General features: G+C 68.1%; 28 protein-coding genes. 17 read left to right on the forward strand and 11 right to left on the reverse strand.

Features of this window, described 5'->3' with window-relative positions; translation table 11 throughout:
* Positions 1 to 203: 203 nt before the first annotated feature.
* Positions 204 to 1,529, forward strand: coding sequence for an MFS transporter (locus FHG71_RS15755; RefSeq protein ID WP_139082659.1), 1,326 nt, complete (start codon positions 204 to 206; stop codon positions 1,527 to 1,529).
* Positions 1,530 to 2,071: 542 nt separating this feature from the next.
* Here FHG71_RS15755 and FHG71_RS15760 read toward each other — a convergent pair.
* On the reverse strand, positions 2,072 to 2,671 hold the full coding sequence (locus FHG71_RS15760; RefSeq protein ID WP_139082660.1) for a L,D-transpeptidase: 600 nt from the start codon (positions 2,669 to 2,671) through the stop codon (positions 2,072 to 2,074).
* A 123-nt stretch (positions 2,672 to 2,794) separates the two neighbouring features.
* Entirely contained in the window at positions 2,795 to 3,358 is a 564-nt protein-coding gene (locus tag FHG71_RS15765; RefSeq protein WP_139082661.1) for a L,D-transpeptidase, read from the reverse strand.
* Between the two features lie 292 nt (positions 3,359 to 3,650).
* Between FHG71_RS15765 and FHG71_RS15770 the strand changes: the two genes are divergently transcribed.
* The gene (locus FHG71_RS15770; protein ID WP_139082662.1) at positions 3,651 to 4,037 is read left to right on the forward strand and encodes a DUF302 domain-containing protein; all 387 of its coding nucleotides are present in this window, start codon (positions 3,651 to 3,653) and stop codon (positions 4,035 to 4,037) included.
* A 47-nt stretch (positions 4,038 to 4,084) separates the two neighbouring features.
* On the opposite strand, the gene FHG71_RS15775 is transcribed toward FHG71_RS15770, so the two are convergent.
* Both FHG71_RS15775 and FHG71_RS15780 read right to left on the reverse strand, forming a co-directional pair.
* Positions 4,085 to 5,500: an ATP-binding protein gene (locus FHG71_RS15775; RefSeq protein WP_246045475.1), complete on the reverse strand. Its 1,416-nt coding sequence runs from the start codon at positions 5,498 to 5,500 to the stop codon at positions 4,085 to 4,087.
* Positions 5,500 to 6,177: a winged helix-turn-helix domain-containing protein gene (locus tag FHG71_RS15780; RefSeq protein ID WP_139082663.1), complete on the reverse strand. Its 678-nt coding sequence runs from the start codon at positions 6,175 to 6,177 to the stop codon at positions 5,500 to 5,502. Before FHG71_RS15780 ends, FHG71_RS15775 begins: the two co-directional genes overlap by 1 nt.
* A gap of 148 nt (positions 6,178 to 6,325) precedes the next feature.
* On the opposite strand from FHG71_RS15780, the gene FHG71_RS15785 reads away from it, so the two are divergent.
* The 8 genes from FHG71_RS15785 to FHG71_RS15820 all read left to right on the forward strand — a co-directional run bounded on the left by FHG71_RS15785 (position 6,326) and on the right by FHG71_RS15820 (position 12,798).
* The gene (locus tag FHG71_RS15785) at positions 6,326 to 7,156 is read left to right on the forward strand and encodes a L,D-transpeptidase (RefSeq protein WP_139082664.1); all 831 of its coding nucleotides are present in this window, start codon (positions 6,326 to 6,328) and stop codon (positions 7,154 to 7,156) included.
* Positions 7,157 to 7,414: 258 nt separating this feature from the next.
* Complete coding sequence (locus FHG71_RS15790; protein ID WP_139082665.1) at positions 7,415 to 7,843, forward strand: YeeE/YedE family protein; 429 nt, start codon at positions 7,415 to 7,417, stop codon at positions 7,841 to 7,843.
* 10 nt (positions 7,844 to 7,853) lie between these two features.
* Positions 7,854 to 8,303 carry a DUF6691 family protein gene (locus tag FHG71_RS15795; RefSeq protein WP_139082666.1) on the forward strand — a complete coding sequence of 150 codons (450 nt, stop codon included), beginning with the start codon at positions 7,854 to 7,856 and terminating at the stop codon, positions 8,301 to 8,303.
* A gap of 34 nt (positions 8,304 to 8,337) precedes the next feature.
* Positions 8,338 to 9,228, forward strand: a complete 891-nt coding sequence (locus FHG71_RS15800) for an MBL fold metallo-hydrolase (RefSeq protein WP_139082667.1) — start codon at positions 8,338 to 8,340, stop codon at positions 9,226 to 9,228.
* A gap of 27 nt (positions 9,229 to 9,255) precedes the next feature.
* Positions 9,256 to 9,582, forward strand: a complete 327-nt coding sequence (locus FHG71_RS15805) for a protein tyrosine phosphatase family protein (protein WP_139082668.1) — start codon at positions 9,256 to 9,258, stop codon at positions 9,580 to 9,582.
* A 106-nt stretch (positions 9,583 to 9,688) separates the two neighbouring features.
* Complete coding sequence (locus FHG71_RS15810; RefSeq protein WP_139082669.1) at positions 9,689 to 11,422, forward strand: SulP family inorganic anion transporter; 1,734 nt, start codon at positions 9,689 to 9,691, stop codon at positions 11,420 to 11,422.
* Positions 11,423 to 11,469: 47 nt separating this feature from the next.
* Positions 11,470 to 12,363: an MBL fold metallo-hydrolase gene (locus FHG71_RS15815; protein WP_139082670.1), complete on the forward strand. Its 894-nt coding sequence runs from the start codon at positions 11,470 to 11,472 to the stop codon at positions 12,361 to 12,363.
* A 150-nt stretch (positions 12,364 to 12,513) separates the two neighbouring features.
* A complete protein-coding gene (locus FHG71_RS15820) occupies positions 12,514 to 12,798 on the forward strand; it encodes an ArsR/SmtB family transcription factor (protein WP_246045480.1) in 285 nt (94 codons plus the stop codon).
* 277 nt (positions 12,799 to 13,075) lie between these two features.
* On the opposite strand, the gene FHG71_RS15825 is transcribed toward FHG71_RS15820, so the two are convergent.
* The 3 genes from FHG71_RS15825 to FHG71_RS15835 form a co-directional block, all read right to left on the reverse strand.
* The gene (locus FHG71_RS15825) at positions 13,076 to 14,584 is read right to left on the reverse strand and encodes a sensor histidine kinase (protein WP_139082672.1); all 1,509 of its coding nucleotides are present in this window, start codon (positions 14,582 to 14,584) and stop codon (positions 13,076 to 13,078) included.
* Positions 14,585 to 14,756: 172 nt separating this feature from the next.
* The gene (locus FHG71_RS15830; RefSeq protein ID WP_139082673.1) at positions 14,757 to 15,215 is read right to left on the reverse strand and encodes a response regulator; all 459 of its coding nucleotides are present in this window, start codon (positions 15,213 to 15,215) and stop codon (positions 14,757 to 14,759) included.
* 2 nt (positions 15,216 to 15,217) lie between these two features.
* Complete coding sequence (locus FHG71_RS15835; RefSeq protein ID WP_139082674.1) at positions 15,218 to 16,360, reverse strand: PAS domain-containing protein; 1,143 nt, start codon at positions 16,358 to 16,360, stop codon at positions 15,218 to 15,220.
* A gap of 274 nt (positions 16,361 to 16,634) precedes the next feature.
* Between FHG71_RS15835 and FHG71_RS15840 the strand changes: the two genes are divergently transcribed.
* From FHG71_RS15840 to arsJ, 6 genes are all read left to right on the forward strand, one after another.
* The gene (locus FHG71_RS15840; RefSeq protein ID WP_218014114.1) at positions 16,635 to 17,333 is read left to right on the forward strand and encodes a Crp/Fnr family transcriptional regulator; all 699 of its coding nucleotides are present in this window, start codon (positions 16,635 to 16,637) and stop codon (positions 17,331 to 17,333) included.
* A gap of 18 nt (positions 17,334 to 17,351) precedes the next feature.
* Complete coding sequence (locus FHG71_RS15845; protein ID WP_139082676.1) at positions 17,352 to 18,107, forward strand: PAS domain-containing protein; 756 nt, start codon at positions 17,352 to 17,354, stop codon at positions 18,105 to 18,107.
* Entirely contained in the window at positions 18,059 to 19,150 is a 1,092-nt protein-coding gene (locus tag FHG71_RS15850; RefSeq protein WP_139082677.1) for an ATP-binding protein, read from the forward strand. Before FHG71_RS15845 ends, FHG71_RS15850 begins: the two co-directional genes overlap by 49 nt.
* Before the next feature lie 264 nt (positions 19,151 to 19,414).
* Complete coding sequence (locus FHG71_RS15855; RefSeq protein WP_139082678.1) at positions 19,415 to 20,263, forward strand: metalloregulator ArsR/SmtB family transcription factor; 849 nt, start codon at positions 19,415 to 19,417, stop codon at positions 20,261 to 20,263.
* 8 nt (positions 20,264 to 20,271) lie between these two features.
* On the forward strand, positions 20,272 to 21,282 hold the full coding sequence (locus FHG71_RS15860; RefSeq protein ID WP_139082679.1) for an ArsJ-associated glyceraldehyde-3-phosphate dehydrogenase: 1,011 nt from the start codon (positions 20,272 to 20,274) through the stop codon (positions 21,280 to 21,282).
* A gap of 68 nt (positions 21,283 to 21,350) precedes the next feature.
* On the forward strand, positions 21,351 to 22,535 hold the full coding sequence (arsJ, locus tag FHG71_RS15865; protein ID WP_246045481.1) for an organoarsenical effux MFS transporter ArsJ: 1,185 nt from the start codon (positions 21,351 to 21,353) through the stop codon (positions 22,533 to 22,535).
* Here the strand turns inward: arsJ and FHG71_RS15870 are convergent.
* The 4 genes from FHG71_RS15870 to FHG71_RS15885 form a co-directional block, all read right to left on the reverse strand.
* On the reverse strand, positions 22,516 to 23,691 hold the full coding sequence (locus FHG71_RS15870) for an MFS transporter (RefSeq protein WP_139082681.1): 1,176 nt from the start codon (positions 23,689 to 23,691) through the stop codon (positions 22,516 to 22,518). The two genes, arsJ and FHG71_RS15870, sit on opposite strands and share 20 nt — an antisense overlap.
* A gap of 70 nt (positions 23,692 to 23,761) precedes the next feature.
* Complete coding sequence (arsB, locus tag FHG71_RS15875; protein WP_139082682.1) at positions 23,762 to 24,820, reverse strand: ACR3 family arsenite efflux transporter; 1,059 nt, start codon at positions 24,818 to 24,820, stop codon at positions 23,762 to 23,764.
* A 20-nt stretch (positions 24,821 to 24,840) separates the two neighbouring features.
* Entirely contained in the window at positions 24,841 to 25,308 is a 468-nt protein-coding gene (arsN2, locus tag FHG71_RS15880) for an arsenic resistance N-acetyltransferase ArsN2 (protein WP_246045476.1), read from the reverse strand.
* The gene (locus FHG71_RS15885; RefSeq protein WP_139082683.1) at positions 25,305 to 25,664 is read right to left on the reverse strand and encodes an ArsR/SmtB family transcription factor; all 360 of its coding nucleotides are present in this window, start codon (positions 25,662 to 25,664) and stop codon (positions 25,305 to 25,307) included. Before FHG71_RS15885 ends, arsN2 begins: the two co-directional genes overlap by 4 nt.
* 42 nt (positions 25,665 to 25,706) lie before the next feature.
* Between FHG71_RS15885 and FHG71_RS15890 the strand changes: the two genes are divergently transcribed.
* Entirely contained in the window at positions 25,707 to 26,255 is a 549-nt protein-coding gene (locus tag FHG71_RS15890) for a DUF6428 family protein (RefSeq protein ID WP_139082684.1), read from the forward strand.
* Positions 26,256 to 26,355: the final 100 nt, after the last annotated feature.

Consider the following 26,355-nt stretch of genomic DNA (forward strand, 5'->3'; position numbering starts at 1 on the left):
TGCGTATCTCATGCAAGACGCGCGCAAGATCTGAGGCGTGTAGTCCGGCGGAGGACCTCCGGCTCAGGACTCGCAGTCTGGCGGAAGAGGGGAGGTCATGTGCTTAATCCTGACACCTTAGGGCCCGCTGTCGGCGGCCTGCGCCCAAGTGGGTCGCCAACCAAGGCCGCGGTGCCGGATAAGCCCACAGCTGGAATGGCTTCATGACGGCTGACGCTTTCCGCAAGGCACCAGCTGCCGGAAATCTCGCCCACGGCCTTCGCGAGAACGTGGGCCAGGTCCTGCACCAACTCCTTCAGGTGCTGCTCGTGGGCCTCACGCTGGGGATGATGCGGACCGTGGTGCCGGCCCTGGCCGAGATTGAGTTCGGCGTGGCGCGCGGTTCCTTCCTGCTTCTCACCGCCTTCGTGATGGCCTTCGGGGTGGTGAAGGGGGCGATGAACTTCGTGGCCGGGCGGCTCTCCGAGCGGGTGGGCCGCAGGCGGGTGCTGCTCTGGGGATGGCTCATGGCTCTGCCCATTCCGGCGATGATCTGGCTCGCGCCCTCCTGGGGCTGGATCGTGGCCGCTACGGTGCTTTTGGGCATCAACCAGGGCCTGACCTGGTCGATGACCCAGACCGCCAAGCTCGACCTTACGCGAGCGGACGAGCGGGGGCTCGCCCTCGGGCTCAACGAGTTCGCAGGCTATGTGGGCGTGGCACTTGCCGGCGTAATCACCGGGTATACGGCCGCGGCGCTCGGGGCGCGGCTGGGGCTTCTGGTGTTCGGGCTCGCTGTGATCGTCCTGGCGCTGGCGCTCACTCTATGGGGCGTGCGCGAGACGTTGCCTTGGGCACGCGCGGAGGCGGCTCGGCATGGACGGGCGTGGTCAGCCCGCCCTTCGATGCCGGATTCCCGATCGGACCTCCCGGAGAGCCTTTCAACCTGGGAAGTCTTTGCGCTGATGTCCTGGCGAGACCGCCGGCTTGCGGCGGTGTGTCAGGCTGGGCTCGTCGAGAAGTTCGTGGACGCGCTGATGTGGGTGATTGTGCCGGTGTTTCTGTTCCAGCGGGGCGTGGACCTGCCGGGGATCGGCTGGATCGTAGGGGTCTACGGATTTGTCTGGGGCGGCTCGCAACTCGTCACCGGGCGGCTCTCGGACCAGGTGGGCCGGTTCTGGCCCAACGTGCTCGGCATGTGGATCTGCGGCGCGGGGGTAGCGCTCTTCGTCCTGGGGCAAGGAACAGGTTGGTGGGCCATGGCCGCGGGCGTGGCGGGGCTCGGCATGGCGCTCCTCTATCCGAACCTCTCGGCCGCGGTGGCGGACATAGCTCCACCTGCCTGGCGCGGCTCGGCCATTGGGATCTATCGCTTCTGGCGCGACCTGGGCTACGGTGTTGGCGCGCTCGGGCTCGGGGTGGCCGCGCATCTGACCGGCGCCCTGGAACCGGCAGTCTGGTTTGTCGCCGTGTCGATGGCTCTTTCCGGCGCTCTTCTCTGGTGGTGGGGTGAGGAAACGCACCCGCGGCTGGCTCAAGGGCGCAGCTAGGCAGGCTCACGCCGCCAATCAGGCTCCCGGATCCCCTTATTGGTTGTGATGAGCGCTGCCCCCGCTCCGGTCAGACAGGCTCAGCGACCCGTCAGTGTCACAGTAAGAAATCCTCCCCCTGCGGCTCGATCCGTCGGGTGATCTCCTCCTCAATCGCCTCAAAGCTGACGCCGAGCTGCACCAGCTCAGGTTGGACGGCGTCGTCGACATCCGTCCCGGCGAGCGTCTGCTGAGGAACCCTGATCTGATAGGCCTGACGGCTTCCGGTTCCCGCAGCCGCTCCAGGGTCGCCGAGTTGAGCGGTCGCGCAAGGTTGCCGTGCAGGACCTGGCGGACGGACCAGTGAGTTCGGCGCAGGATCTCCAGCAGATCCGACGGATGATCGAACGACGGGCATTTGGACACGGCGTGTGAACTCACCTGGGCCGGATCCTTCAAGACGGTTGACCACAGCGGAGACGACCGCAACCCACTGGCCCAGGTTGGGCTTTGGAGTTCCTGGCCAAGTCCGATGACCGAGGTTTGGGTGTCCCGCTTCAGGGCTACGACGGGAGCAGCGGTTCACTGGGCGGGTAGAGCACGACGCGCGTGCCGAGGGGCACCACGTGGTAGAGCTCCATGATCTGCGCGTTCACGAGCCGGGCGCAGCCGTTCGACACCGCCGTCGCGATCGTCTCGGGCGCGTTGGTGCCGTGGATGCGCAAGAACGTGTCGCCGCGCTCGGGGGTGAAGAGATAGAGCGCGCGAGCCCCGAGCGGGTTGTCGGGCCCGCCCGGCATCCCGTCGGCATACTGTGCATAATGTTCGGGCTCCCGTGCGATCATGTCGGGGGTCGGCGTCCAGCTGGGCCACTCTTTCTTGGCGCCGACGTAAAACACGCCGGGCTCGTAGAGGCCTGGTCGCCCGATCCCGCAGGCATACCGCACCGCCATCTGGTCCGAGAGGGTCCAGTAGAGCGCGAAGCGGTTGGGGTCGACGTGGATCTCGCCCGGGGGAAGCCCGGCCTGCACCGGCACGATGCGCGGCATAAGCACAGGCGGCAGAACCTCCATCGCCTCAGATCCCTCATGCGCCTCTCCGCCGGTAGCGGCCACACTCAACGTGGCCAGCCCGGAGAGGAGAAGTTGGCGTCGGCTCAGCATTCTTCTGTCTTTCCTCGATGGCTTCGGAATCCGGTTCCGGGCCTGGGGCAGTGCGCCCGCCTACACGCCGTTCGGGGCAATGTGGCCTCGGCTGGATTGCCAGGCGCGGAAGTGGTTCTGCCCTCAGATGATCCGCACTTGGGTGCCGACCGGCACAAGGTCGAAGAGCTGGGTGATGTGCTCGTTGTAGAGGCCCACGCAGCCATCCGAGGACGAGCGCCCGATCTTGCGCGTGTCGTGGGTGCCATGGATGCGGTAGTACTGCCAGGACAGGTAGAGGGCGCAGGCGCCCAGCGGGTTGCGGGGGTCTCCTCCCGGCACCACCGCCGGCCATTCGGGAAAGCGCTCGCGCATGGACGGGGTCGGCGTCCAGGAGGGCGCTACCTTCTTCTCCACCACCTCGGTGTAGCCCCGCCGGGTCAGCTCATCGCTCGCCGGGACGGAGGTCGGGAAGACGCGGTAGTCAGACCCATCCGCGCTCCAGTAGTGGAGCGACGTGGAGGTGGTGTCGGCGACGATGGCTCCCGCACCCAGCGTCTCGAAGTGGTCGCGCCAGTCGTGGGTCACAAAGCCCGAGACGTTGCGGCTCGGCGTTTCTTGCGCGCGCAGCAGCCCGGGGGCGGCCAGTCCCGCCACCAGGGTCCCGGCCCCCAACAGTAGACTCCGGCGGGTCGTGTCTCGGCTCATGTCGTTGTCCTGCTCAGCGGCCGTGTCCGTCCGGCCTTGGGTCATGCTCGATCGTGCAAGGGCGAGTCCCGAGTGTCCTGTTTCGCCCCGAGGCAGAGCCGTGGGAGCAAGACGAGGCGGGACCACCGCATGCAGGGCTCCAGGATGGCCGTCGAAGCTTAAGCCAACCTTAAGGGACCACGTCATGACCAGAGCAGAGGATATGCGTGCCGCCCCGCAGTCCGCTGACAGCTCGATGGATCAGGATCGCTGCCGACCCGTTGAGCCTGGGAGTCGGATGGAGGTCAGGACTATGGACTACACGATCAACCGCGTCTTCCCGAACGCCGACGTCGAGAAGGTCGACGCCCGCGTGAAGAGCGCGCTCGCTGAGCAAGGCTTCGGAGTCCTCATCGAGATCGACGTGGCAGCCACCATGAAGACGAAGATCAACCAAGACATCGCCCCCTACCGCATCCTGGGCGCCTGCAACCCGACCATGGCCTTCCAGGCGCTTGGCGCGGAGCCCCGGGACGGAGCGATGCAGCCCTGCAACGTGATCCTGCGGGCGGTAGAGGCTGGGGTCGAGGTGAGCGCCATCGACCCCGTGGCCTCGATGATGGCGATCAAGAACGAGGACCTGAAGAGCGCGGCCGGAGAGGTGCGCGACAAGGTCCGGCAGGCTTTGGAAGCCGCGTAGCCCCTCCCGTTTCGCCGGTTACCTGATTGGCCAACGACGACCTGATATCACTTGGCCGGGCTCGCCTGTAGATCTGGCACGGCCGGACCGACGTGCCCTGAGAGGCAAGGCAGGACGAGTTCGGCCAGAAGGCCCCCGCCCTCGGCCCGGGTGAGCGACAGGCGCCCGCGCAGGCGCTCCATTGCCAGATCCACGATGGCAAGGCCCAAACCACTACCTGCCCCCTCAGCCTGCCGGCCCCGCACGAAGCGGCGGGTGACCAAGGCCAGCTCATCCAACGGAATGCCGGAGCCATGGTCTCGCACCCGAATGGCGCAGCTCCGGCCCTCTTCGACGGCGTGCATGGTAAGGGTCACCTCAGAGCCCTGCGGCCCGGCCGCCAGAGCGTTCTCCAGCAGATTGCGGACGGCGGTCCCGAGGAGGAGGGGACGGCTGCATTGCAGGACGCAGCTCTCCTTCAGGTCGGCATGGAGCGCAACGCCTTTGACCCGAGCCAGCGACGCGAGATCCTCCATTACGTCGGCCAGAAGAGGCGCAATGCTCGCGGGATGCTCGCCAGCTTCTGCCACTTCGGCCTCGATAGCCGCCATATCGAGGAGCTGGCGAACCATGCGGTCGGTACGGTCCACCGCCTTCTGGATCTGCGCGAGCGCCCGGTCCTTCGTGGCGGGGTCCGGCGACATGGCCGCGACCTGCGCCTGGGTCTTGAGACCCGAGAGCGGCGTCTTGAGTTCGTGAGCGGCAAAGGCCGTAAAGGTGCGCTCGCTCTCGCGCGCTGAGGCCACGCGGGTCATCAGGCCGTTCAGGCCTTCGATGAGTGGGCGCACCTCGCTGGCCGCAGGTTCATCGGGCAAGGGGGTCAGGTCGGAGGCCGACCGGTTGGAAAGGACCCGGGCCACCCGGTCCAGGGGGGCGAGGCCCCGCCCGAGACTGATCCAGATCAGGCCCAGGAGGGCCGGGAGCACGAGGCCGGCGGGCAGCACCAGGGCGGTGATGATGCTGCCCACCAGGTTCTCGCGCATCGCCCTAGTGTCGGCCACCATGACCCGGATGCCGAGGTCGGGGTCCTCGGCGGTGTAGACGCGCCAGGCCTGCCCATCGACATCGCTCGTGCTGAAGCCGGACGAGTTGGAGCTGAGACGTCCATCGGGAGCGCCTTCCGACTGGCCCAGCAGACCGCCCTCGACCGACCAGATCTGGCAGGAAAGGCGGTGCTCATAATCGGCCGCAGGCGCGAAGGCCGTCTCCGTTCCAGCACCCTCCATCACCCCGGCGGCGGCCCCGAGATCGATGCTGTTGTCGGCGATGAGCGAGACCACCATCCGGGCCGCCTCCGAGAGGCGGGCATCCAGCACGCGCTCGACATGCGCCTCGGTCCGAGCTCGCGTCCAGACTACGGCCGAGGCCCAGACCGCGCCGGTGGCCAGAACGAGGATGAGGAAGAGACGCAGGCGTATGGACATCAGGCAGTCTCCTTCGCGGTCGGGGGAGCGAGACGATAGCCGGCGCCCCGCACCGTCTCGATGAAGCTGGCTCCGAGCTTGCTGCGCAGCCGGTGGACGTGGACCTCGACGGTGTTGCTCTCCACGCCGTCCTCCCAACCGTAAAGGCGCTCTTCGAGTGCGGACTTGCCCAGGACGGCGCCGGGGCGCTCGATAAGGGCCCGCAGGATTGCGAACTCTTTCGGAGAGAAGGTCTGCACCTCGCCGGCGATCTCGCCCTTCATCTTGGCAGGATCGAGCACAAGGCCGTTCCAGGCGATGCGGCCATCGGCTCGGCCCTCCGCGCGGCGCAGGATGGCGCGCAGGCGGGCGGCGAGTTCCTCCAGGTCGAACGGCTTGCCCAAGTAGTCGTCGGCGCCGCCATCGAGCCCCGCCACCCGCTCGTGCGGGCGGTCACGGGCGGTCAGCATGAGCACCGGCAGAGTGGAGCCCCGACTGCGGAGCCGCGCCAGGAGGTCGAGCCCCGAGCCGTCCGGCAGCATGAGATCAAGCACCATGCCGGAGAAGCCGCCGGCCTCGAGCGCCGCCTCCCCCTCGACCCGTGTGGCGACTGCTTCGGAGGTGAACCCGGCAAACGAGAGGCCCACCACGAGGCCGTCCCGCAGGACATCATCGTCCTCGATGATCAGGATGCGCATGATGAGACCTCAGGGGCTGTGGCACAGTCGAGGCGTCCTGCCCGGCTTTCCTTAAGCCTGGCTTAAGGCGGAGGGCCGACAGACGCGGCGTGTTCCTGCGGGACCGCTGCCGGTCGCGCAACCCCGAAGCCACAAGGAGCACTGCTTCATGTCGTCCCATTCCGCGGCCCTGCTGGGTCTCGCCGGCCTGAGCCTGGTGGTCGCCTGCGCCCCTCCGGAGCCGGGCGAGACCCCCGACCCTGTCGCTTTTGTCGCGCCCCTTGAACCAGCCCCGCCGGCGCTGACCCCAGACGAGCTGGCCATGGATGGGCCCGTCCAGGACGGGGACACCCTGATCCCCGCCGTGGACCCCCAGTACCTCACCAGGGAGAAGATCCGCCAGGAGGTGGACTACTGGACCGCCGAGCGTTCGGGCACCACCAACGTCGACCCCTATGCCCGCACCCTCTACTTCATCCTCGAGGGTGACCGGGCCATGCGCTACGCGGTGGCCGTGGGCGATGACGGCCGCGGCTGCTCGGGCGAGGGGATCGTCCCCTACGCTCGCGAGTGGCCGCGCTGGACGCCCACGTCGAACATGCTGGCCGAGAACCCGGAGCTCTACGGACCGCACCGCAACGGCATGCCGGGCGGCCCCGAGAACCCTCTGGGCGCCCGCGCCCTCTACATCCACCAGGACGGCGAGGACACGCTTTACCGCATCCATGGCACGCCCCAGCAGTGGTCGATCGGGGAGGCCACCTCGGCCGGATGTATCCGGCTCTTCCAGCAGAACATCATCGACCTGCACCAGCGGGTGGAGGGCAACACGCGCGTGGTGGTGCTCTCGGCTGAAGAGAGCGGGCAGGGGACCCGAAGCCCGAATGCGCTGATCGATCCGCTGCCGATGGCCGGGGGATCGGTCATGGAATCGGAGGAGGTGCTCGCCGGCCTGAGTGAGCCGGACATCGGCGGCGGACTTGAGCTGGGGGCTTGGTAGGCACGCGCAGTCAGGTAGGCGGGTCGGCTTGGTGCTGGCTTGCCACCCCCGCGCGGGACGGCTGTCGGACATGCCGCAGCCCCGCATGCCGAACCCCATCCGGCCCCTTGACATATGCAAATATAAGAATATGTATGCGTCCGTAATCGGGGCCCGACCCAAGCATTCACCGCACGCTGACAGACTTGGTCCGGCCCCGACCCTCTTGAACCGACACGGCCCTGGACGGCCATACCTCCTCGCAAAGGGATCCCGCCTGTGACCCTCACCGACTTTACCCCATTTGCCTCGCTCTCGGGTGGTGCGCTGATCGGCCTCTCGGCCGTGCTGCTCATGGGCCTCCTCGGCCGCATCGCCGGCATCAGCGGCATCGCGGTGCGACTGCTGCCGCCCTACCTCGACGCCGACACCCGCGGACGCATGGCCTTCATCCTGGGCCTGATCGCCGCGCCGTCGGTCTGGCTCCTCACGACCGGCGCCTGGCCGCAGGTGACCCTTGAGGCGAGCGCCCCGCTGCTCCTCGTCGCCGGTCTCCTCGTAGGCTTCGGCTCGGTCTGGGGGGCGGGCTGCACGTCGGGCCACGGGGTCTGTGGGCTCTCGCGCCTGTCGGCCCGGTCTTTCGTCGCGGTCGGCACCTTCATGGCCACGGCCTTCCTCACCGTCCTCCTCGTTCGTCACGTCTTCTGAGGTCCTGCCCATGCCCATCCTTGTCCAGTTCCTCCTCGGTCTCCTTTTCGGCACCGGCCTCATCGTCGCGGGCATGTCCGATCCCGCAAAGGTCCTGAACTTCCTCGACCTCGCGGCCATTCCGTCAGGCACTTGGGACCCGAGCCTTGCCTTCGTGCTCCTGGCCGCCACGGCCGTGACCTTCGTGGGCTACCGCCTGGTGCTGCGCCGGCCCCGGCCAGTCTTCGACACCCAGTTTCACCTGCCCCACAAGACCCGGATCGAGGCTCCAGTCATCGTAGGCCCTGCGATCTTCGGCATCGGCTGGGGTCTTGTGGGCCTCTGCCCGGGTCCGGCTTTCACCGCCCTCGGCACCGGCCGCCCCGAGGCCTTCCTGTTCGTTACCGCCATGCTCCTGGGCATGGTCGCCGCCCGGCTCCTTGCGCTGCGGGCCATCGGTGGCTCCGCGCAGCGCGCCTGATCCAGTTCACTTCGCCTCTGAGGAGATCCTCATCATGCAAGACGTTCCTTTCATCCCCGAACTGTCCGTGAAGCCCGAGGTCACGGCCTTCTTCGACGAGGCCACCAACACCGTGACCTACGTGGTCAAGGACCCGAACTCGAACGCCTGTGCCATCGTCGACTCGGTGATGGACATCGACTACGCCTCCGGCCGGATCACCTATGAGAGCGCCGACAAGGTCATCGACTTCGTGAAGGCCAACGGCCTCCAGGTCGAGTGGCTGATCGAGACCCACGTCCACGCCGACCACCTCTCGGCCGCGCCCTACATCCAGCAGAAGCTCGGCGGAAAGATCGGCATCGGCGCCAACATCACCGTGGTGCAGGACACCTTCGGCAAGATCTTCAACGAAGGCACCGAGTTCCAGCGCGATGGCTCGCAGTTCGACCGCCTCTTCGAGGACGGCGACAGCTACGAGATTGGGACGATGACCGCCCACGCCCTCTACACGCCCGGGCACACGCCGGCCTGCATGACGCATGTGGTCGGCGACGCGGCCTTCGTGGGCGACACCCTCTTCATGCCCGACGGCGGCTCGGCGCGGGCCGACTTCCCGGGCGGCGACGCGGGGGTGCTCTACGACTCGATCCAACGGGTGCTCGCCCTGCCCGACGAGACGCGGCTCTTCATGTGCCACGACTACGGCCCGAACGGCCGCGACATCCAGTGGGAGACCACGGTCGCCGAGGAGAAGGCCCACAACATCCATGTGGGCCAGGGCAAGTCTCGTGAGGAGTTCATCCAGTTCCGCACGGAGCGGGATGCTTCCCTCGCTGTGCCCAAGCTCATCCTGCCCTCGCTCCAGGTGAACATGCGTGCGGGTGAGGTGCCCACGGACGCCAGGGGCCGGCCGATGCTCAAGGTCCCCGTGAACGCCTTCTGACACCTACACTGCGACAAGGACACCGTTATGCAACTCAAGAAGCTCGACGAGCGGCTCTCTGTGGGCCCGCAGATCACCCCTGACGAGGTGGCCGACCTCGCGAAGTGGGGCTTTCGCTCGATCATCTGCAACCGCCCAGACGATGAGGATCCGGGCCAGCCCTCCTTTGCCGAGATCGCGGCTGCCGCTGCGGAGCAGGAGATGGAGGTCCGGCACATCCCGGTTGCCGGTCGGCCCGCCGAGGCGCAGGCGGTCGCTTTTGCGGAGGCTCTCAAAGAGATGCCAAGTCCGATCTACGCCTATTGCCGCTCCGGCGGCCGTGCCGGGGCGCTGGCCATGATGACCGGCCGGTAAGCTCGACGACCTTGCCGGCTCCGGCCTCTTGAGTCCGGGGCCGACCGCTCACCGGGGTCGGGCCGCCCGGTGCCCTTCTCGCCTTCAGATCTCCAAGGACACTGCCATGAGCCCTCGATCCCTGGCCCGCTACCTACCCGTCCTGGACTGGGGCCGTCGCTACGGCAGGCGAGCGCTGTCGAGCGACCTTCTCGCGGCAGCGATCGTGACGATCATGCTCGTTCCGCAGTCGCTGGCCTATGCCATGCTGGCGGGGCTGCCGCCCGAGACCGGGATCTACGCCTCCATCGCGCCGATCGTTCTTTACGCGATCTTCGGCACGAGCCGGGCCTTGGCGGTGGGCCCGGTCGCGGTGGTCTCGCTGATGACGGCGGCTGCCATTGGAGCGGTGGCCGAGCAGGGAACAGCGGGCTACGCCGCAGCCGCCCTGACCCTCGCTCTCCTGTCCGGGGCCTTTCTAGTGCTCATGGGCGTATTCCGCCTGGGGTTCCTCGCGAACTTCCTATCGCACCCGGTGATCGCCGGCTTCATCACCGCCTCGGGGCTCCTCATCGCGACGAGCCAGCTCAAGCACATCTTGGGTGTTCCGGCGGGAGGCGACACGCTGCCCGAGATGGTCCTGTCCCTGATCGAGTTTCTGGGCGAGACGAACTTGTGGACCCTGGCCCTCGGGGGTGTCGCCACGGCGTTCCTCGTCTGGGTGCGCCGTGGTCTCAAGCCGACCCTCATGGGCCTCGGCCTCTCCTCGGGAGCCGCCGGTGTCGCCACCAAGGCCGGACCTGTTGCGGCGGTCGTCGCGACCACGCTCGTGACCTGGGGTTCGGGTCTTGCCGACCGCGGCGTCCGCATCGTCGGCGAGGTGCCCCAAGGCCTGCCGCCCTTCACCCTCCCCCCGCTTTCCCTCGACCTCCTCACCGCCCTCGCCATGCCCGCGCTCCTCATTTCGGTCATCGGCTTCGTGGAGTCGGTATCGGTGGCGCAGACCCTGGCAGCGAAGAAACGCCAGCGGATCGACCCCGACCAGGAGTTGATCGGCTTGGGCGCCGCCAACCTCGGCGCGGCCGTCACCGGCGGCATGCCCGTCACGGGCGGCTTCGCACGCTCGGTCGTGAACTTCGACGCTGGCGCCGAGACCCCCGCCGCCGGGGCCTTCACCGCCATCGGCCTTCTCGTGGCGGCGCTGGCACTCACGCCCCTCCTCTACTTCCTGCCGCAGGCCACGCTCGCGGCCACGATCATCGTCGCGGTCCTGAGCCTCGTGGACTTCGGGATCCTGCGCCGCGCCTGGGCCTACTCCAAGGCCGACTTCGCCGCCGTGGCCGTCACGATCTTGCTGACCTTGGGTCTTGGCGTGGAGGCCGGCGTCACCGCGGGAGTCCTGCTGTCCCTGATGCTGCATCTTTACAAGACCTCGCGCCCGCATGTGGCCGAGGTTGGGTTGGTTCCCGGCACCCAGCACTTCCGCAACATCCACCGCCATCAGGTGGAGACCGACCCCACCATTCTCTCCGTCCGCATCGACGAGAGTCTCTACTTCGCCAACGCCCGCTACCTTGAGGACTGGATCCTCAGCCGAATCGCGGGCTCGCCGGTGCGGCACGTGGTCCTGATGGCCTCGGCCGTGAACGAGATCGACTTCAGCGGCCTCGAGACGTTGGAGGAGCTCAACCACCGCTTGAAGGACGCCGGGATCACCCTGCACCTCTCGGAGGTGAAGGGCCCTGTGATGGACCGTCTGGAGCGGACCCACTTCCTCCAGGACCTCACCGGCCGCGTCTTCCTGTCCCACTTCGACGCCATGCGCGAACTGGCGTCTGCCGAACCCGCCGCGGCCGAGTGAGCCCGAACAGTCCCCCATCCCTCGCAGATCCAAGGAGAAGAGTCCCCATGCTGAGCAAGACCAGCCCCTCCCGAGGCCCCGGCAGCCCGCGGGTGATCGGCGCCTACGAGCCCCGCAGCGGCAGCATCCAGTACATCGTCGTGGACGAGGCGACCAAGCAGGCCGCCCTCATCGACACCGTGCTCGACTTCGACCCCAAGCACGCGCGGACGTCTACGAAGAGCGCACAATGGGCCTTGGACACGATCAAAGCCGAAGGGCTGACCCTGGCCTGGATCCTCGACACCCATCCGCACGCCGACCACCTGATGGCCTCGGCCTGGCTCAAGGAGCAGACCGGGGCTCCCACGGTGATCGGCGAGAAGGTCCGCGACATCGCGAAGCTCTGGCGCAGGATCTACAACTTGCCGGGTGAGTTCGAAACCGAACGTACCTTCGACCGGCTCGTGCTCGACGGCGAGACGCTGCCCCTGGGCGATCTGGAGATCCGGGTGATGCTCTCGCCCGGTCACACGCTGGGCTCGGTCACCTACGTCGTGGGCGACGCGGCCTTCGTGCATGACACCTTCATGCAGCCCGACGTTGGCACCACCCGGGCCGACTTCCCCGGCGGCTCGGCGCGCGACCTCTACCGCTCGCTTCAGGCGATCCTGGCGCTGCCCGAGGACACCCGCGTCTTCGAGGGCCACGACTACGGCACAAAGGAGCGCAAGGAGCCTGCCTGGGAGGCCACGGTCAGGGAGCACCGCGAGCGCAACAAGCATGTGGGCGGCGGTGTCAGCGAGGAGACGTTCGTTCGCCTGCGGGAGCAGCGCGACGCCGTGCTCGACCTGCCCGACCGGATGCTCCATGCCCTTCAGGTGAATCTGCGGGGCGGACGGCTGCCCGAGCCCGAGGACGACGGGCACTGCTATCTCAAGATTCCAGTGAACAAGTTCTGATCGGGCGGTCATGGTCCCGGATCTCAGGAGCACGATATGACGGAACGCGGGAGCGCCAACATCAAAGAGGTTCCGGTGGGCTACGGGTCCGACAGCAGCGAGAGCGCGGATACGCCTGACGGGCGCCTCGCTGCCACTGACCTCGACCGCATGGCGGCCAGCGCCACGCAAGCGGCGGACTTCCTCAAGTCCCTGGGCCACGAGCAGCGGCTCATGATCCTGTGCCATCTGGCCTCGGGCGAGAAGTCCGTGGGCGAGCTTGAGGAGGTCCTGGGGGCTCGGCAGGCCGCCGTGTCGCAGCAACTCGCCCGCCTGCGCCACGAAGGGCTGGTGACCACCCGGCGCGAGGGCAAGACGATCTACTACGGGCTAGGCGACGAGAGGTCCAAACGGATGATCGGGCTCCTCTACGAACTGTTCTGCAAGATCGACTGAGCCCGATGCTCCGGGGAGCTGCCAATCCTCAGGGAGTGTACCATGCGGACCAGCCGATTGCCTACCAGCTCGACGGCAAGGTGCGCGAGATCTAATAGACCTCAAACTTCTCGCCCATTCCGAACAAGACCGCGCCTCAGGGCCTCGGCGGCGTGTTGTGCGTGGCGGCGGAGACCACCCCAGCTTCCCTGCTGCGCCAAAGCGAGGACCGCTTCCGCGCCGTTGTCGCGACCGCGACTGGCTTGGGTGGACCCTGTTGGCATATCCACGGCCAGCCTCATCGGCCGCCGGTGAGGTCAGCGAGTGGCACCTCGATGGTGACGACGAGCCCGTGCGGCTGCCAGTCCCGCGACAGCGTGGCGCCCAGCTGGCCGGCAGCGACACGATCCGTCAGCAGTGTGCCAAACCCTCGCCGCTCCGGCGTCAGGGGCTCGCCAGGGCCTCCCTGCTCCTGCCAGACGATGCGGAAGGTCTCACGCGCGGCGGCGCACCGGACACTCACACGGCCCTCGTGCGCGGCGAGGCTGCCATGCTTGACGGCGTTGGTGACCAGCTCATGCACCAGAAGTGCCAGCGCCGTGGCCTGCTGCGGGTCCACCCGCATGTCATCGCCTGTGAGTTCGATGCGTTGTCCCGGCGCCTCTTGGTAGGGCGCAAGGACGAGTCGGAACACGCCCTGAAGCGTCTGCTCCTTGGGTCCGGTCACAAGGCCGGGCGCGCCAGCGGGGCTGATCGTGTCATGCGCGCGCGCCAGAGCCGAGAAGCGCGACTGCAGGAGCGCGGCGAAGGGCCTGGCCTCGGGCAGGTCGCGCGCCGAGAGCGCGACCAGGCTGGAGACTAGCGCGAAGATGTTCTTGATGCGGTGCTGGAGCTCGCGCGCGATCAGGTCGCGCGCCTCCTCGGCCTGCTTGAGGTCGTGGATGTCGGTGCAGGTGCCGTACCAGCGCGTGATGCGCCCCGTGGTATCGCGCATGGGCTGCGCCCGGCCGATCACCCATCGATACTGCCCCGACCGGTGCCTGAGGCGGTACTCGATGTGGTAGGGCTCGCCAGTGGCGAGGCTGTGCCGCCAGCACGTCCAGGCCCGCTCCTGGTCCTCGGGGTGGAACATGCCATTCCAGCCCTCGCCGTCGGTGGAGCCTTCGGGCACCCCGGTGAACTCGTACCAGCGGGCGTTGTAGTAGTCGTGAAAGCCGTCGGGCCGTGTGGACCAGATCATCTGGTCGACCGAGTCCACGATCGCCTCGAGGCGTGCCTCGCTTTCCCGGAGAGCCAGTTCGGCCTGCCGCCGCTCGGTGATGTCGATCAGGATGCCCGGAAAGCGCACCGGCCGGCCCGCCCCGTTGCGCTCGCAACGCCCCCGCGCCGTGACCCAGCGCAGCGTTCCGTCCTGACCGACGACCCGGTACTCCGACCGGTACTCTTCCCCCGTGACAAGGGCCTGCTCGATGGAAGCCCGCACCGGGTCTCGGTCCTGCGGGTGGATTCCGCTGAAGAAGGCATCGAGGGAAAGCCCTCGCGCCGCTGCGTCAAGGTCCAGGCCGAACAGGCGGGCCAGGGTGGGGTTGGCCCGGACGAGATCGTCCTCAATGTCCCATTCCCACGAGCCGACCAGGCCCGAGGCCTCCAGGGCCCGGGACAGCCGGTCCCGGCTCTGCTCGACCGGATCCGATCCTCCTTCATGATGGCTCGCGACGAGAGCCGGAGTGCTATGCGGGAGGCGTCCAGGGTCCCCGTCCCAGTCGTCCATTACTGGTTCGGCGTGATCATGGGCGGATCGGGTCACCCGATCCTCGTTCGTGGGCGAGACAGGCGTCCCGGCAAAGGCTCGGATTGTCGCAAAAGCTGGTTCTCCAGGTCGGCGGGCACGGAGCCGAGCGATCGCATGCTTGAGCGTCAGCTGGCGGCACCATCAGCATATGTCAGGTGTCGAACAAAAGGAACCAGGACGGATCGCCTCAGTGCGCCCCTAGACGGATGCGTCCGTCCTCGGCCGGTTGGAGGTGGGGTGCCAGCTGAAGGCTCCAGGGCGGCGGCGGCTCGGCCCCGTCCTTGAGCGCCTCGCCCACGAAGGCGATGGCGTTCTCGATGCCGTTGGCGGTGTAGGGCTTGCCAATCACGCCCACGGCCCCGGCGAAGTCGTCAGGGATGCGCTTCACGTTGGCGGTCATGAACAGGACGGTGGTCACCCCGCTGCCGGCGATGGCGCGCGCCACCTCCACGCCGGTCGGGCCGTCCAGAAGGTGGATGTCGACAAGCGCCAGCTCGGGCCGGGTCCTCTCGGCCAGCTGGATGGCCTCGCGCGAGGAGGGCGCCAGGCCTACGACGTCATGCCCTGCGTCGCGCAAATCTTCCTCCAGCGCATAGGCCAGCAGCGCCTCGTCCTCAACGATCAGCACCCGAAGGGGTCGTGCCATTCTCATTGGTCCACTTCGACATAGGTTCGGGGCATCCGCACGGTGATCCGGGTGCCAGGGTCGGCTGTCTCCCAGCGCACCTGAGCCTGCAGTTGACGCGACAGCATCTCCACGACCGTGCGGCCGAAGGAGCCACGCCCCAGCTCTTGGCCCGGCAGGCCCACACCGTCGTCTTCGATGCCGATGACCAGCTCACCTTCCTCCGGGCGGACGCGCACGAGGAGGCGACCGCCCCGATCGCGGAAGGCGTGCTGCACCGCGTTGGTGACAAGCTCGCTGACGACGAGCGCGAGTGGCGCGGCTTTGTCTTTGCTGATCTCCACCGGCTCAAGCTCGAGCTCGAGCCGGATGTCGGCACGGCCTGCCGCGCTCACAAGGTCAGAGGCGAGGTCGCAGGCGAAGGTAGCCACATCGAAGCGGCTCACGTCATCGCCCTGATAGAGACGGCGGTGAACCGTAGCCAAGGCCTCCACGCGGGAGAGCACCGACCGCAAAGCCACCGCGGCGGCCGGGTCGGACGTGCGCTTGGCCTGCATCTGAATGAGCGAGCCGATCATCTGGAGGTTGTTCTTGACGCGGTGATCGACCTCATGGAGCAGGACGGTCTTGGCCCGGGCCTCCGCCCTCGCCTCCTCGATGCTGGCCTGGAGCTCGCGTGTGCGCCGGTCCACGGCGTCCTCCAGCTCCTCGGCCCGCTCGTGCATGGTCTGCTCGCGGGCCTTGCTGGCGGTCACGTCGTGCTGGGAGGCGAAGAAGTAGAGGATCTCGCCCGTCTCGTCGCGCACGGGGCTCATGAAGAGCGCGTTCCAGAAGGCGGTGCCGTCCTTGCGGTAGTTCAGGATATCGCCACGGAACTGCTCCCACTCCTCGGCGATCGCTCGCCGGATCTCGGCCACGCAAGCCGGATCGGTGTCCGGGCCCTGGAGGAAGCGACAGTTGCGCCCGATCACCTCGTCGCGCCCGTAGCCGGTGAGCTCGAGGAAGGCGTCGTTGGCGAAGACGACCGGGTTGTCCTCCTGGCGGGGGTCGGTGATGATGATCGGCATGCGCGTGCGCCGGATGGCCGCCGCAAAGGGATCGCCCGGCAGATGCTCGCGGTCGAGCTCGGCGCCACGCTCGTAGGCCTCCTCATTACGGTCGGGCATTCAAGAGCCGCCCTCGGTGAGTATCAGGTCACGAGACGGGTCTCTCCAGCAGCCTGCCTCTGGAGCGGCCGCACCTGCTGTGTTCGGGTGGCCCGACGAGGCGCGTCCTGTCCGTTCTGCCACGTTCCGCCTCATACCCGTCTTGCGCTGTTCCGACAGCCCACCTGACTTATGCAACTCTGGTGTCGTTCATTTGTTCGATACCTGACAGACAAAATATGTCACCTGCCACCACTGAGAGGCCGCAAGCCCACACCAACATGCGATGTTCCCGATGAATCTCCGTTCCTCACCCAAGCCAACGGGCAATGCCCTACTGGCCCGTCTGGGCCTCGGAGCGGCCGACGTCGATGTTGTGCCCGCCGTGCGCGGGCACGTGCTCTGGGAGCCGGATGTCCAACTCGAGACGGCTGTCTTTCCACTCTCAGGGATGGTGTCGCTTGTGGTCTCCACAGAGGACGGACGCAGCGCCGAGGTAGCGACGGTCGGTCGCGAGGGAGCTGCAGGCGTGACGCCGGGGCTGCGGCCCGTGCCCTCCTTTGCCCGTGCGGTGGTGCAGATCCCGGGGGACATGGCGCATCTGGACCTCGCGCGTCTGCGCGAGCTGGCCCAATCCAACGACGCCCTCGGTGAGGTCCTCGACCACTGGCGTGAAGTGCTGCTGCGGCAGGTGATGCAAGGCGCGGCCTGCAACGCCCTCCATGAGACCCCCGAGCGTGCCGCGCGCTGGATCGCCATGACGCGGGACCGCACCGATGGCGACGACCTTCCCCTCACCCAGGAGTTCCTGGCCGAGATGCTGGGCGTGAACCGCCCCACCGTGACCCTCGCCGCTCAGGACCTCGCTGCCCGCGGGCTCATCGAGTATCGCCGTGGCACCATCCGCATCCTCGACCGGGACGGACTTGAGGGCGCGGCCTGCGACTGTCTCCGGGCCGGGCGGGCGGCTTACCGGCAGCTGCTCGGGGCGTGAGGCTCCTTCGTCGACGCCATGAAGCGAGGGGAGGTGACGATTGTCACGGACGCCCAGGCCGACCCCCGCGTGGCCGGAACGGAGGCGCTCGCCGCCCTGGAGCGGCTGAGCGGGCGCGCCTTCGTCAATGTGCCGGTCATCGAGCGGGGCCGGTTCGTGGCGATCCTCTTCGTCAACGACGCCCGCGCGCGCGACTGGTCCCCCGAGGACCTCGCCCTCATCCAGGAAGTGGCGGGGTGGACCCGCACGGCTGTCGAGCGGGCCCGGGGCGCAGCCGCCTTGCGCGATCTCAACGAGACGCTGGAGGCCAGGGTCGAGGAGCGCACGGCCGAGCGCAACCAGCTCTGGACCTTGTCGCAGGACATGCTGGCGTGGGCCGACTATGGGGGCATGATGTCGGCCGTGAGCCCGGCCTGGACACGGGTGCTGGGCTGGACAGAGGCGGAACTGCTGAGCCGACCCTACACCAGCTTCATGCATCCCGAGGACACGGGTCCCACCCTGGAGGCTCTGGCCCGTATGAGCGAGACGGGGGAACCGACGCGCTTCGAGAACCGCATCGCCACAAAGGACGGGGATGGAAGCCCATCGAGTGGACCGTGGCGTCGGAGCCGGACAGTCCCAACTTCGTGGCCGTGGGCCGCGACATCAGCACCGAACGGGAGCGCCAGGCCGAGCTGGAGGCCGCCCAGGAGCAGCTGCGCCAATCGCAGAAGAGGGAGGCCATGGGCCAGCTCACGGGCGGCGTGGCGCACGACTTCAATAATCTCCTGACCCCGATCATCGGCTCGCTGGACCGGCTGCTCACGCGCGGGGTGGGCAGCTCCCGCGAGCGGCAGCTCATGGACGGGGCGCTGCAATCGGCCGAGCGGGCCAAGACCCTGGTGCAGCGCCTTCTGGCCTTAGCGCGACGCCAGCCACTCCAGCCCACGGCGGTCGATGTCAGGGAGCTGGTGGAGGGCCTGGCCGACCTCATTGCCAGCACCACGGGGCCGCGGATCGATGTGCGGGTCGAGTTGCCTGCGGATCTGCCGCCCGCGCTGGCGGACGCCAACCAGCTTGAGATGGCGCTCCTGAACCTCGCCGTGAACGCCCGCGACGCCATGCCGGAGGGAGGCAAGCTGACCATCTCGGCCGAGCGGGTGTCGGTGAAGACAGGCCGTCGCACTAAGCTCCGCCCCGGGCACAACGTCCGCTTCTCGGTCCAGGACACCGGCACAGGCATGGACGAGGCGACGCTGGCCCGCGCCGTTGAGCCCTTCTTCTCGACCAAGGGCATTGGCCGAGGGACAGGCCTGGGCCTCTCGATGGTGCATGGGCTGGCTTCGCAGCTCGGGGGTGGGCTCACGATCACCAGCAACCCCGGCCAAGGCACGACCGTCAGTCTGTGGCTGCCCATCAGTGCGGTCGCGGCACAGGAGGACGGTCAGGACAGCCATGTCCCGGCTGCCTCCAAGGCACAGGGGATAGCCTTGCTTGTGGACGACGAAGATCTCGTTCGCATGAGCACGGCGGATATGCTGACGGACTTGGGCTACGAGGTCGTGGACGCGACCTCGGCCGAGGAGGCCCTGCGCCGCATGGACGAGGGGCTCGCGCCGGACCTCGTGGTCACCGACCACCTCATGCCGGGCCTGAGCGGCCTGGACCTGGCCCGCGACCTTCGCTCGCGCCGACCCGACCTGCCGGTTCCGATCGTCTCGGGATATGCGGAGATGGAGGGGATCGTGCCCGGCTTCCCGCGACTCACGAAGCCGTTCCGGGCAGCGGAGTTGGCCGCGAGCCTCGCCGCGCTGGGACAGGATGGCGAGGGATAGCGACAAGACACGACGGGCAGCTCCTCAGGTCGAGGAAGCACTGCAGATCCCTGGAGCGGAGTTCGACTTGGGCGAGCTCGAGGAGCGAGCCAGCCACAATGCGCATGAATGGCGCACAGCTGACTGAAACAGAGACCGCTCTCTAAACCCTCTCCATCGACACTCGATCTACAGATCTATCGTGCGGTGAGCTTCAGGGCGCTCGGCACCACGGCCTGTGAGACTCGTCATGGACGTGTCACATTATTCTTGTATTCGGGAATCATGGAAATCTGTCTTGCCGCTCTTGCCTTCACCTGCCTCGGTCACCCTGGGCGCCTTGCCGTGTTCCGGCTGCTCATGCGCTTCGCCCCTCAGGGCGTGCGGCCGACCGAGATTGCTCAGGCGACAGGATTCAAGGCCAATACCCTTTCGCATCACCTCAGCGATCTCCAGGGCGCCGGTTTGATCCGGGTCGAGCGGCAGGGGCGATCGCTGTTCTACTCGGTCGACCTCGATACGACCGAGAGCCTGATCGGCTACCTCGCCCTTGATGTCGGGCGGGCGCGGCCGGACCTGCTCGTTCCTTTGTTGCCTGCCCTCAAGGATCAACCCGCCATGGCAGCCACCGGCTACAACGTGCTCTTTATCTGCTCGGGCAACTCGGCCCGTTCGATCTTCGCCGAGGCGCTCCTACGCGATCTTGGGAAGGGAAAGTTCCAGGCTTTCTCGGCCGGGACCCGGCCCAACACGCAGCTCAACCCGTTCGCCCTCGAGGTCCTGATGCGCAACGGCCACGACGTCGGCGACCTGCGCTCGAAGCACATCTCGGAGTTCCAGCATCCCGGAGCGCCGGTGATGGATTTCGTCTTCACAGTCTGCGACACGGCCGCCGCCGAGGAGTGCCCACCCTGGCCCGGCCAGCCCATCACCGGCCACTGGGGCCTGCCCGACCCGGTAAAGGCGCAAGGGACGGACGCCGAGAAGGGTCTCGTGTTCGCGCAGACCTATGGGGCGCTGCGCCGTCGCGTCGAGGCCTTTGTCGCGCTGCCCTTCTCGGCGCTCGACCGGCTGGCGCTTCAGGCGCGGGTGGACCGTATCGGCACCCTCGGCGACATCGCCCATCAGGAGTAAGGCGCCACATGCCTCGCATCGCGCTCAACGGCCTCGGCCGCATCGGCAAGCTGGTCCTGCGCGACCTCATCGACAGCGGGGCGGGCGGCGAGATCGTGCTCCTCAACGATTCCACAGGCGACGCCGAGCAGCATGCGCTTCTGCTGGAGTTCGACAGCGTTCACGGGCGCTGGAAGGCCGAAATCGGTCATGAACCCGGTGCGCTCGTCGTGAACGGCCGCCGCATCCGCCTGACCCACGAGAAAGCCATCGACGAGCTGCCGTTGGCGGAGTTGGGCGTGGACCTCGTCATCGACTGCACGGGCGTGTTCAAGACGGGTGCCAAGGTGCAGCCCTACTTCGGGGCGGGCGCGCGCAAGGTGGTCGTCTCGGCCCCGGTCAAGGACGGTGGGGCCCTGAACCTCGTCTACGGAATCAACCATCACCTCTATGACCCGGCGACCGACCACCTCGTCACGGCGGCGAGTTGCACGACGAACTGCCTCGCCCCGGTGGTGAAGGTGATCCTCGAAGGTCTGGGCATCCGCCATGGCTCCATCACCACGATCCACGATGTGACCAACACCCAGACCATCGTGGACCGGCCTGCCAAGGACATGCGCCGGGCGCGCTCGGCGCTCCTCAACCTGATCCCGACCACGACCGGGTCCGCGACCGCGATCACGCTGATCTACCCGGAGCTGAAAGGGCGCCTGAACGGCCATGCGGTGCGCGTGCCGCTCCTGAACGGCTCCCTGACGGACTGCGTGTTTGAGGTGGAGCGGCCGACGAGCGTCGAGGAGGTGAACGCCCTCTTCCAGGCCGCCGCCAGGGGGCCTCTTCGGGGCATCCTGGGCTACGAGACGCGGGCGCTGGTGTCGTCGGACTTCACCAACGATCCCCGCTCGGCGATCATCGACGCGCTGAGCACCATGGTCGTGAACGGCACGCAGGTGAAGGTCTACGCCTGGTACGACAACGAATGGGGCTACGCCTGCCGGCTCGCGGACATCGTCCGCATGGTGGCGGGCTCGCTGTGACCGACGTGCCGGCGGCTCCAAACCCACTGCGCGCCTATGGGGCGGTCACAGCGGCCTACTGGGCCTTTATGCTCACCGACGGCGCGCTGCGGATGCTGGTGCTGCTGCACTTCAACAGCCTCGGCTTCACCCCTATCCAGCTGGCCTGGCTGTTCCTGCTCTATGAGGTGGCCGGGATCGTCACCAACCTCTACGCCGGTTGGCTCGCCGCGCGGTTCGGGCTGGCCTCCACGCTCTATGCCGGGCTGGGGCTCCAGATCGGGGCACTGGCGGCGCTCTCGGCCCTCGATCCGGGCTGGGGCGTGGCGGCCTCGGTCGCCTTCGTCATGTCCGTGCAGGGCGTCTCGGGTGTGGCCAAGGACCTCGCCAAGATGTCCTCGAAGTCGGCCGTGAAGCTCCTGGCCCCGGACGGCGAGGGCACGCTCTTCCGCTGGGTGGCGGGGCTCACGGGCTCCAAGAACGCGGTGAAGGGCCTGGGCTTCTTCCTGGGAGCCGCGCTCCTGGCGCTCGCGGGCTTCGAGGCGGCGGTCTGGGGCATGGCCGGAGTGCTCCTCGCGATCCTCATCGCGGTCGTCCTCTTCCTGCCCGAAGGCCTGCCCGCGAAGGACAAGGGGGCGAGGTTCGCGGGCTGGCGCTCGCCCGATCCACGAGTGAACCGCCTGTCGCTCGCACGGATGTTCCTGTTCGGGGCGCGCGACGTGTGGTTCGTCGTCGGCGTGCCGGTCTACTTCCAGGCGGTGCTGTCGGACGGGACGCCCGAGGGGCGCCGCTGGGCCTTCTTCATCATCGGCGGATTCCTCGCCCTCTGGATCATCGGCTACGGCGCCGTGCAGGCGATGGCCCCGCGCATCCTGCGCGCCCGCGGGCTGCCCGGGCGCGAGGTCGTGGACCGGGCGATCTGTTGGGCGGGGCTCCTCGTGCCCATTCCCTTCGCGCTCGCGGCCCTCGTGTGGCTGGCGGGCGAGCCCTCGGCGGGGCTCACGGCCGCCCTGATCGGGGGGCTCCTCTTGTTCGGCGTCGTCTTCGCGGTGAACTCCTCGGTCCACTCCTACCTCATCCTCGCGTTCGGCGAGGCCCACCGCATCACCCGCGACGTGGGCTTCTACTACATGGCGAACGCCGCCGGGCGGCTCGTGGGCACGCTCCTGTCGGGGCTGAGCTATCAGGCGGGCGGCCTCGTGCTGTGCCTCGCCACCGCCGGGGCGATGGCGGGCCTGAGCTGGCTGGCGGCCCTCAGGGTCCGGAGCGCCTGAGGAGCAAGAGGGCGGCGAGCGAGGCTGCCCCGATCCCGGCCGTGATCCAGACCGCTTCCGGACCCCAGGCGGTGAGCGCGGCGCCGAAGATCAGGGGCGCTCCGGCCTGAAGCGCCCGGGCTGGGGCGTTGAGCCAGCCCAGGCGTTTGCCGTAGCCCTCGGGTCCAAACAGCGCGAGCGGCAACGTGCCCTTGGCGATGGTCAGGATGCCGTTGCCGGCCCCATGGATCAGCGCGAAAGCGGCAGCCGCTGGGCCCCCGACCAGGATCAGGATCAGCGCCGCGACGGGATGGCAGGCGGCGGCGATCCGGGCGGAGAGCAACGGATGGAAACGGCGCAACAGCCCGAACTCCAGCAGCCGCGCGCCGACCTGGGCGGGGCCGATGAGAGCGCCCGCGGCAAGCGCCATCGCCGGGGTGGCGCCCGCCTCCTCGAGTAGGCGGGGCAGATGGGCTGCCATGGCCGTCGAGGTGAACCAGGTCGCCGCGAATACGAAGGCCAGGAGAGCCAGGGCGAGCCGCGGCGGGGAGGTCGTCCCTTCGTCGGCCATGGCTCCAGGGTTGGCGGATCGCCCGAGCTGCGTGCCCTTGGGCAAGGACAGGTTCAAAGGCAGCGCGAGCGCGAGGTGCAGCGCAGCCCAGCCCAGGCAAGCCTCGCGCCAGCCCCATTCGGCCAGCATGAGCCCGGAGAGCGGCCAGCCCACGGTGCTCGCGAAGCCTGCGATCAGGGTGATCCCGGTGATCGGGGAGCGGGCTGCCGGCCCGTAGATCCTGGCCAGGGTGGCGAAGGCCGCCTCGTAGAGCCCGATGCCCATTCCAATCCCCACGACTGCCCATGCAAGGAACAGGGTCACGGGCCCCTGCGACGTGGCCAACCCTGCGAGACCGGCCGCGAAGACCAGGTTCGACAGGGCGAGCACGCCGCGCCCCCCGAGGCGGTCGATGCGCGCTCCGGCCCAGGGGCCGACCAAGGACGAGACGACCATGGCGAAGGAGAAGGCTCCGAATACCCAGACCGGGGACAGGCCGAGGTCGGCGGCCATGGGCTCGGCCAGCACCGCCGGGAGATAGTAGCTGGACGCCCAGCCGACGGTCTGCGCCACCCCGAGCGCCCAGACCACGTGCGCGGGCGCCGCGGGCCGGGCCAAGGTCAGCAAGGTTGGCTCCCGCTTTGGCGGGCTGCGTCCTTCGCGTGGCTCTGGTCCAGGCAAGGGCGGGGGACCATCGTCAGCGCGTGCTCTCGGGGAACCACTGCCTGGTGCGGTTGGCAAAGGCCACGAGCGAGAGCATGACGGGTACTTCCACGAGCACGCCCACGACAGTGGCGAGCGCCGCGCCCGAGCCCAGGCCGAAGAGGCTGATCGCCACGGCCACAGCGAGCTCGAAGAAGTTCGACGTGCCAATCATCGCGCAGGGTGCGGCGATGTCGAAGGGCACCCGCAGCGCCCGCGCCGCGCCGTAGGCCACAAAGAAGATCCCGTAGCTCTGGATCAGGAGCGGGATCGCGATCAGCACGATCACCAGCGGGTTCGCGAGGATGGTCTCGCCCTGGAAGCCGAAGAGGAGCACGACCGTGGCGAGGAGCGCCGCCATGGTCACAGGCTTGATGCGGTCGCGGAACGCCTCCACGGCGGCCAGGCCGCCCTCGGCCTCGAGCCTGCGCCGGGTGAGGATCCCAGCCGCGAGCGGCACGACGATGTAAAGGAGCACCGACAGAAGCAACGTGGCCCCGGGCACCGCGATGTCGGTGACGCCCAGGAGCAGAGCCACGATGGGCGCGAAGGCGAAGACCATGATGACGTCGTTCACGCTGACCTGCACGAGCGTATACGTCGGATCGCCCCGCGTGAGATTGGACCAGACGAAGACCATGGCCGTGCAGGGCGCCGCGCCCAGGAGGATCACACCGGCAAGGTAGGCCTGCGCGTCCTCGGGCGGGATCAGGCCCGCGAAGACGTGCTGGAAGAAGAGCACGCCCAATGCGGCCATGGTGAACGGCTTCACGAGCCAGTTCACAATCAGCGTCACGATCAGCCCCCGGGGCTCCTCGCCCACCCGGCGGATCGCGCCGAAGTCCACGCCCACCATCATCGGGTAGACCATGGCCCAGATGAGCACGGCCACGGGCAGGTTGACCGAGGCGACCTCGAGGGCAGCCAAGGCGGCGAAGAGACCGGGCGCGAGGTTGCCGAGGATGAGCCCGGCCAGGATGGCGGCCGCCACCCAGAGCGAGAGCCAGCGCTCGAAGGTGCCAAGGCCCCCAGGAGCAGCGGTGGTGTCGGTCATCGGGGTCTCCTGCGTGATCGTCACGCCTTGGGGGCAAGGGACCGCGTCATGAGAGCGGCCGAGGACGGACAGAGGCTCGCGGCCTGCCGGGTGGAGCGGATACTCTCCGGGGCGTCCGCGCGGGCGATGCCGACGAAGCCGAGCCGCTCGAAGAACGGCGCGGCCGTGGTGGTCAACAGCCAAGCGCGTCGGGCTCCAGCCCCTGCCGCTTCGCGGAGCACGGCCTCGGTGACCTGCCGGCCGAGCCCCCGGCCGCGCAGTCCCGGCAGGACCACGAGGGAGCGCAGGAGCGCGTCCTCGCCAAAGACCTCGTAGCCGCCGTAGCCGATCGGCCTGTCGTCCAGCCGGACGCGGACAAAGATGCGCCCCGGTTCGGTCAGGTCGTCCGTCGGAAGGCCCTCGGCCGCCAAGGCCCCCACGAAGACGCCATAGTCGGAATCCGCCGGGTGGAGCGGCTCGCCAGACAGCAGGACGGCAGCGTCGGTCACGAGCAGGCCCTCGGGGCATCTGGCGCGCAACAGCCTGTGGCCACGGCCAGCGCGGGCTCGCAGACCTCGCGGCGGCCTGCGCAGCAGTCCTCCATCAAGAAGCGGATAAGCCCCGAAAGGGCGCCATACTCGGCCGTGTAGATGATGGAGCGGCTCTCGCGTCGCGAGCGCACTAACCCCGCTTGCTCGAGTTCCTTGAGGTGGAAGCTCATGGTCGAGGCTGCGGTGCCCATCTCCTCGGCGATGGCCCCTGCGGGAAGGCCGGGTTCGCCCGCGACGACGAGCAGACGCACGATGCGGAGCCGTGTCTCCTGCGACAAGGCCGCGAAGATGGATAAGGCTTGACGTTCTTCCATATTTCGATATCTCTAGAAACATTGCATAGAGGAGTAGTCGAGATGCTCGATCAGATCAAGTCCATTGACACGGCGCCCGTCCGCTTCACGGACCCGGTCGACGTCACCCTTGGGGAGCTGCTGGGGTTCCTCGACGGCCATGGCGACCGGCCCCTTGTTTTCGTCTACGACGGCCGTGCCGTGAAGCACGGCTACCACGTCACCGAGGTCAAGGCGGGGCAGTTCGCAGCCCTCGACTGCGGCGCCAACCCGGAGAGTTGGACAGAGATCTTCGTGCAGCTCTGGGACGTGGAGGAAGGGGAGCGCAAGCATATGGCGGCCGGTAAGTTCGCCAAGATCATCCGCAAGGTGTCCGAGCATGTTGGCCTCAATGGCTCGGCGAAGCTGACGTTCGAGGTCAGCGACGGCGTCGCACCGATGGCGCTTTTTCGGGCCGGATCCCCGGTCATCGAAGGCGACCGGGTTCATGTGGCCCTGTCGGCTCGCCCGGCGAGCTGCAAGCCGCGGGACCGCTGGCTCAAGGAGCAGCAGGTGGTCCAGCCAGCCGCGGGCTGTTGCCGGCCATCCAGCGCCGCCCCCTGCTGCGGGTGACAAAGGGGAGATCGCCGGCACGGTCCCTGGCCCAGCGAACTTGAACGGTTTCCAGGTCCAAAGGTCTTGGACCGGGCTTGTCGCTTGCTCCGACGAGAGG

The organism is Rubellimicrobium roseum (assembly GCF_006152145.1).
Lineage (GTDB): Bacteria > Pseudomonadota > Alphaproteobacteria > Rhodobacterales > Rhodobacteraceae > Rubellimicrobium > Rubellimicrobium roseum.

What these genes read in the sequence shown, in the direction of transcription:
- FHG71_RS15770 (WP_139082662.1), top strand. Translation starts at nt 3,651, where the DNA reads ATGGACTACACGATCAACCGCGTCTTCCCGAACGCCGACGTCGAGAAG.
- FHG71_RS15815 (WP_139082670.1), top strand. Translation starts at nt 11,470, where the DNA reads ATGCTGAGCAAGACCAGCCCCTCCCGAGGCCCCGGCAGCCCGCGGGTG.
- FHG71_RS15775 (WP_246045475.1), bottom strand. Translation starts at nt 5,500, where the DNA reads ATGTCCATACGCCTGCGTCTCTTCCTCATCCTCGTTCTGGCCACCGGC.
- FHG71_RS15885 (WP_139082683.1), bottom strand. Translation starts at nt 25,664, where the DNA reads ATGGAAGAACGTCAAGCCTTATCCATCTTCGCGGCCTTGTCGCAGGAG.
- FHG71_RS15840 (WP_218014114.1), top strand. Translation starts at nt 16,635, where the DNA reads ATGAATCTCCGTTCCTCACCCAAGCCAACGGGCAATGCCCTACTGGCC.
- arsB (WP_139082682.1), bottom strand. Translation starts at nt 24,820, where the DNA reads ATGACCGACACCACCGCTGCTCCTGGGGGCCTTGGCACCTTCGAGCGC.
- FHG71_RS15860 (WP_139082679.1), top strand. Translation starts at nt 20,272, where the DNA reads ATGCCTCGCATCGCGCTCAACGGCCTCGGCCGCATCGGCAAGCTGGTC.
- FHG71_RS15890 (WP_139082684.1), top strand. Translation starts at nt 25,707, where the DNA reads ATGCTCGATCAGATCAAGTCCATTGACACGGCGCCCGTCCGCTTCACG.
- FHG71_RS15765 (WP_139082661.1), bottom strand. Translation starts at nt 3,358, where the DNA reads ATGAGCCGAGACACGACCCGCCGGAGTCTACTGTTGGGGGCCGGGACC.
- FHG71_RS15820 (WP_246045480.1), top strand. Translation starts at nt 12,514, where the DNA reads ATGGCGGCCAGCGCCACGCAAGCGGCGGACTTCCTCAAGTCCCTGGGC.
- FHG71_RS15800 (WP_139082667.1), top strand. Translation starts at nt 8,338, where the DNA reads ATGCAAGACGTTCCTTTCATCCCCGAACTGTCCGTGAAGCCCGAGGTC.
- FHG71_RS15760 (WP_139082660.1), bottom strand. Translation starts at nt 2,671, where the DNA reads ATGCTGAGCCGACGCCAACTTCTCCTCTCCGGGCTGGCCACGTTGAGT.
- FHG71_RS15805 (WP_139082668.1), top strand. Translation starts at nt 9,256, where the DNA reads ATGCAACTCAAGAAGCTCGACGAGCGGCTCTCTGTGGGCCCGCAGATC.
- FHG71_RS15855 (WP_139082678.1), top strand. Translation starts at nt 19,415, where the DNA reads ATGGAAATCTGTCTTGCCGCTCTTGCCTTCACCTGCCTCGGTCACCCT.
- FHG71_RS15835 (WP_139082674.1), bottom strand. Translation starts at nt 16,360, where the DNA reads ATGCCCGACCGTAATGAGGAGGCCTACGAGCGTGGCGCCGAGCTCGAC.
- FHG71_RS15850 (WP_139082677.1), top strand. Translation starts at nt 18,059, where the DNA reads ATGGGCCAGCTCACGGGCGGCGTGGCGCACGACTTCAATAATCTCCTG.
- FHG71_RS15785 (WP_139082664.1), top strand. Translation starts at nt 6,326, where the DNA reads ATGTCGTCCCATTCCGCGGCCCTGCTGGGTCTCGCCGGCCTGAGCCTG.
- FHG71_RS15810 (WP_139082669.1), top strand. Translation starts at nt 9,689, where the DNA reads ATGAGCCCTCGATCCCTGGCCCGCTACCTACCCGTCCTGGACTGGGGC.
- FHG71_RS15845 (WP_139082676.1), top strand. Translation starts at nt 17,352, where the DNA reads ATGAAGCGAGGGGAGGTGACGATTGTCACGGACGCCCAGGCCGACCCC.
- FHG71_RS15795 (WP_139082666.1), top strand. Translation starts at nt 7,854, where the DNA reads ATGCCCATCCTTGTCCAGTTCCTCCTCGGTCTCCTTTTCGGCACCGGC.
- arsJ (WP_246045481.1), top strand. Translation starts at nt 21,351, where the DNA reads ATGCTCACCGACGGCGCGCTGCGGATGCTGGTGCTGCTGCACTTCAAC.
- FHG71_RS15780 (WP_139082663.1), bottom strand. Translation starts at nt 6,177, where the DNA reads ATGCGCATCCTGATCATCGAGGACGATGATGTCCTGCGGGACGGCCTC.
- FHG71_RS15830 (WP_139082673.1), bottom strand. Translation starts at nt 15,215, where the DNA reads ATGGCACGACCCCTTCGGGTGCTGATCGTTGAGGACGAGGCGCTGCTG.
- FHG71_RS15755 (WP_139082659.1), top strand. Translation starts at nt 204, where the DNA reads ATGACGGCTGACGCTTTCCGCAAGGCACCAGCTGCCGGAAATCTCGCC.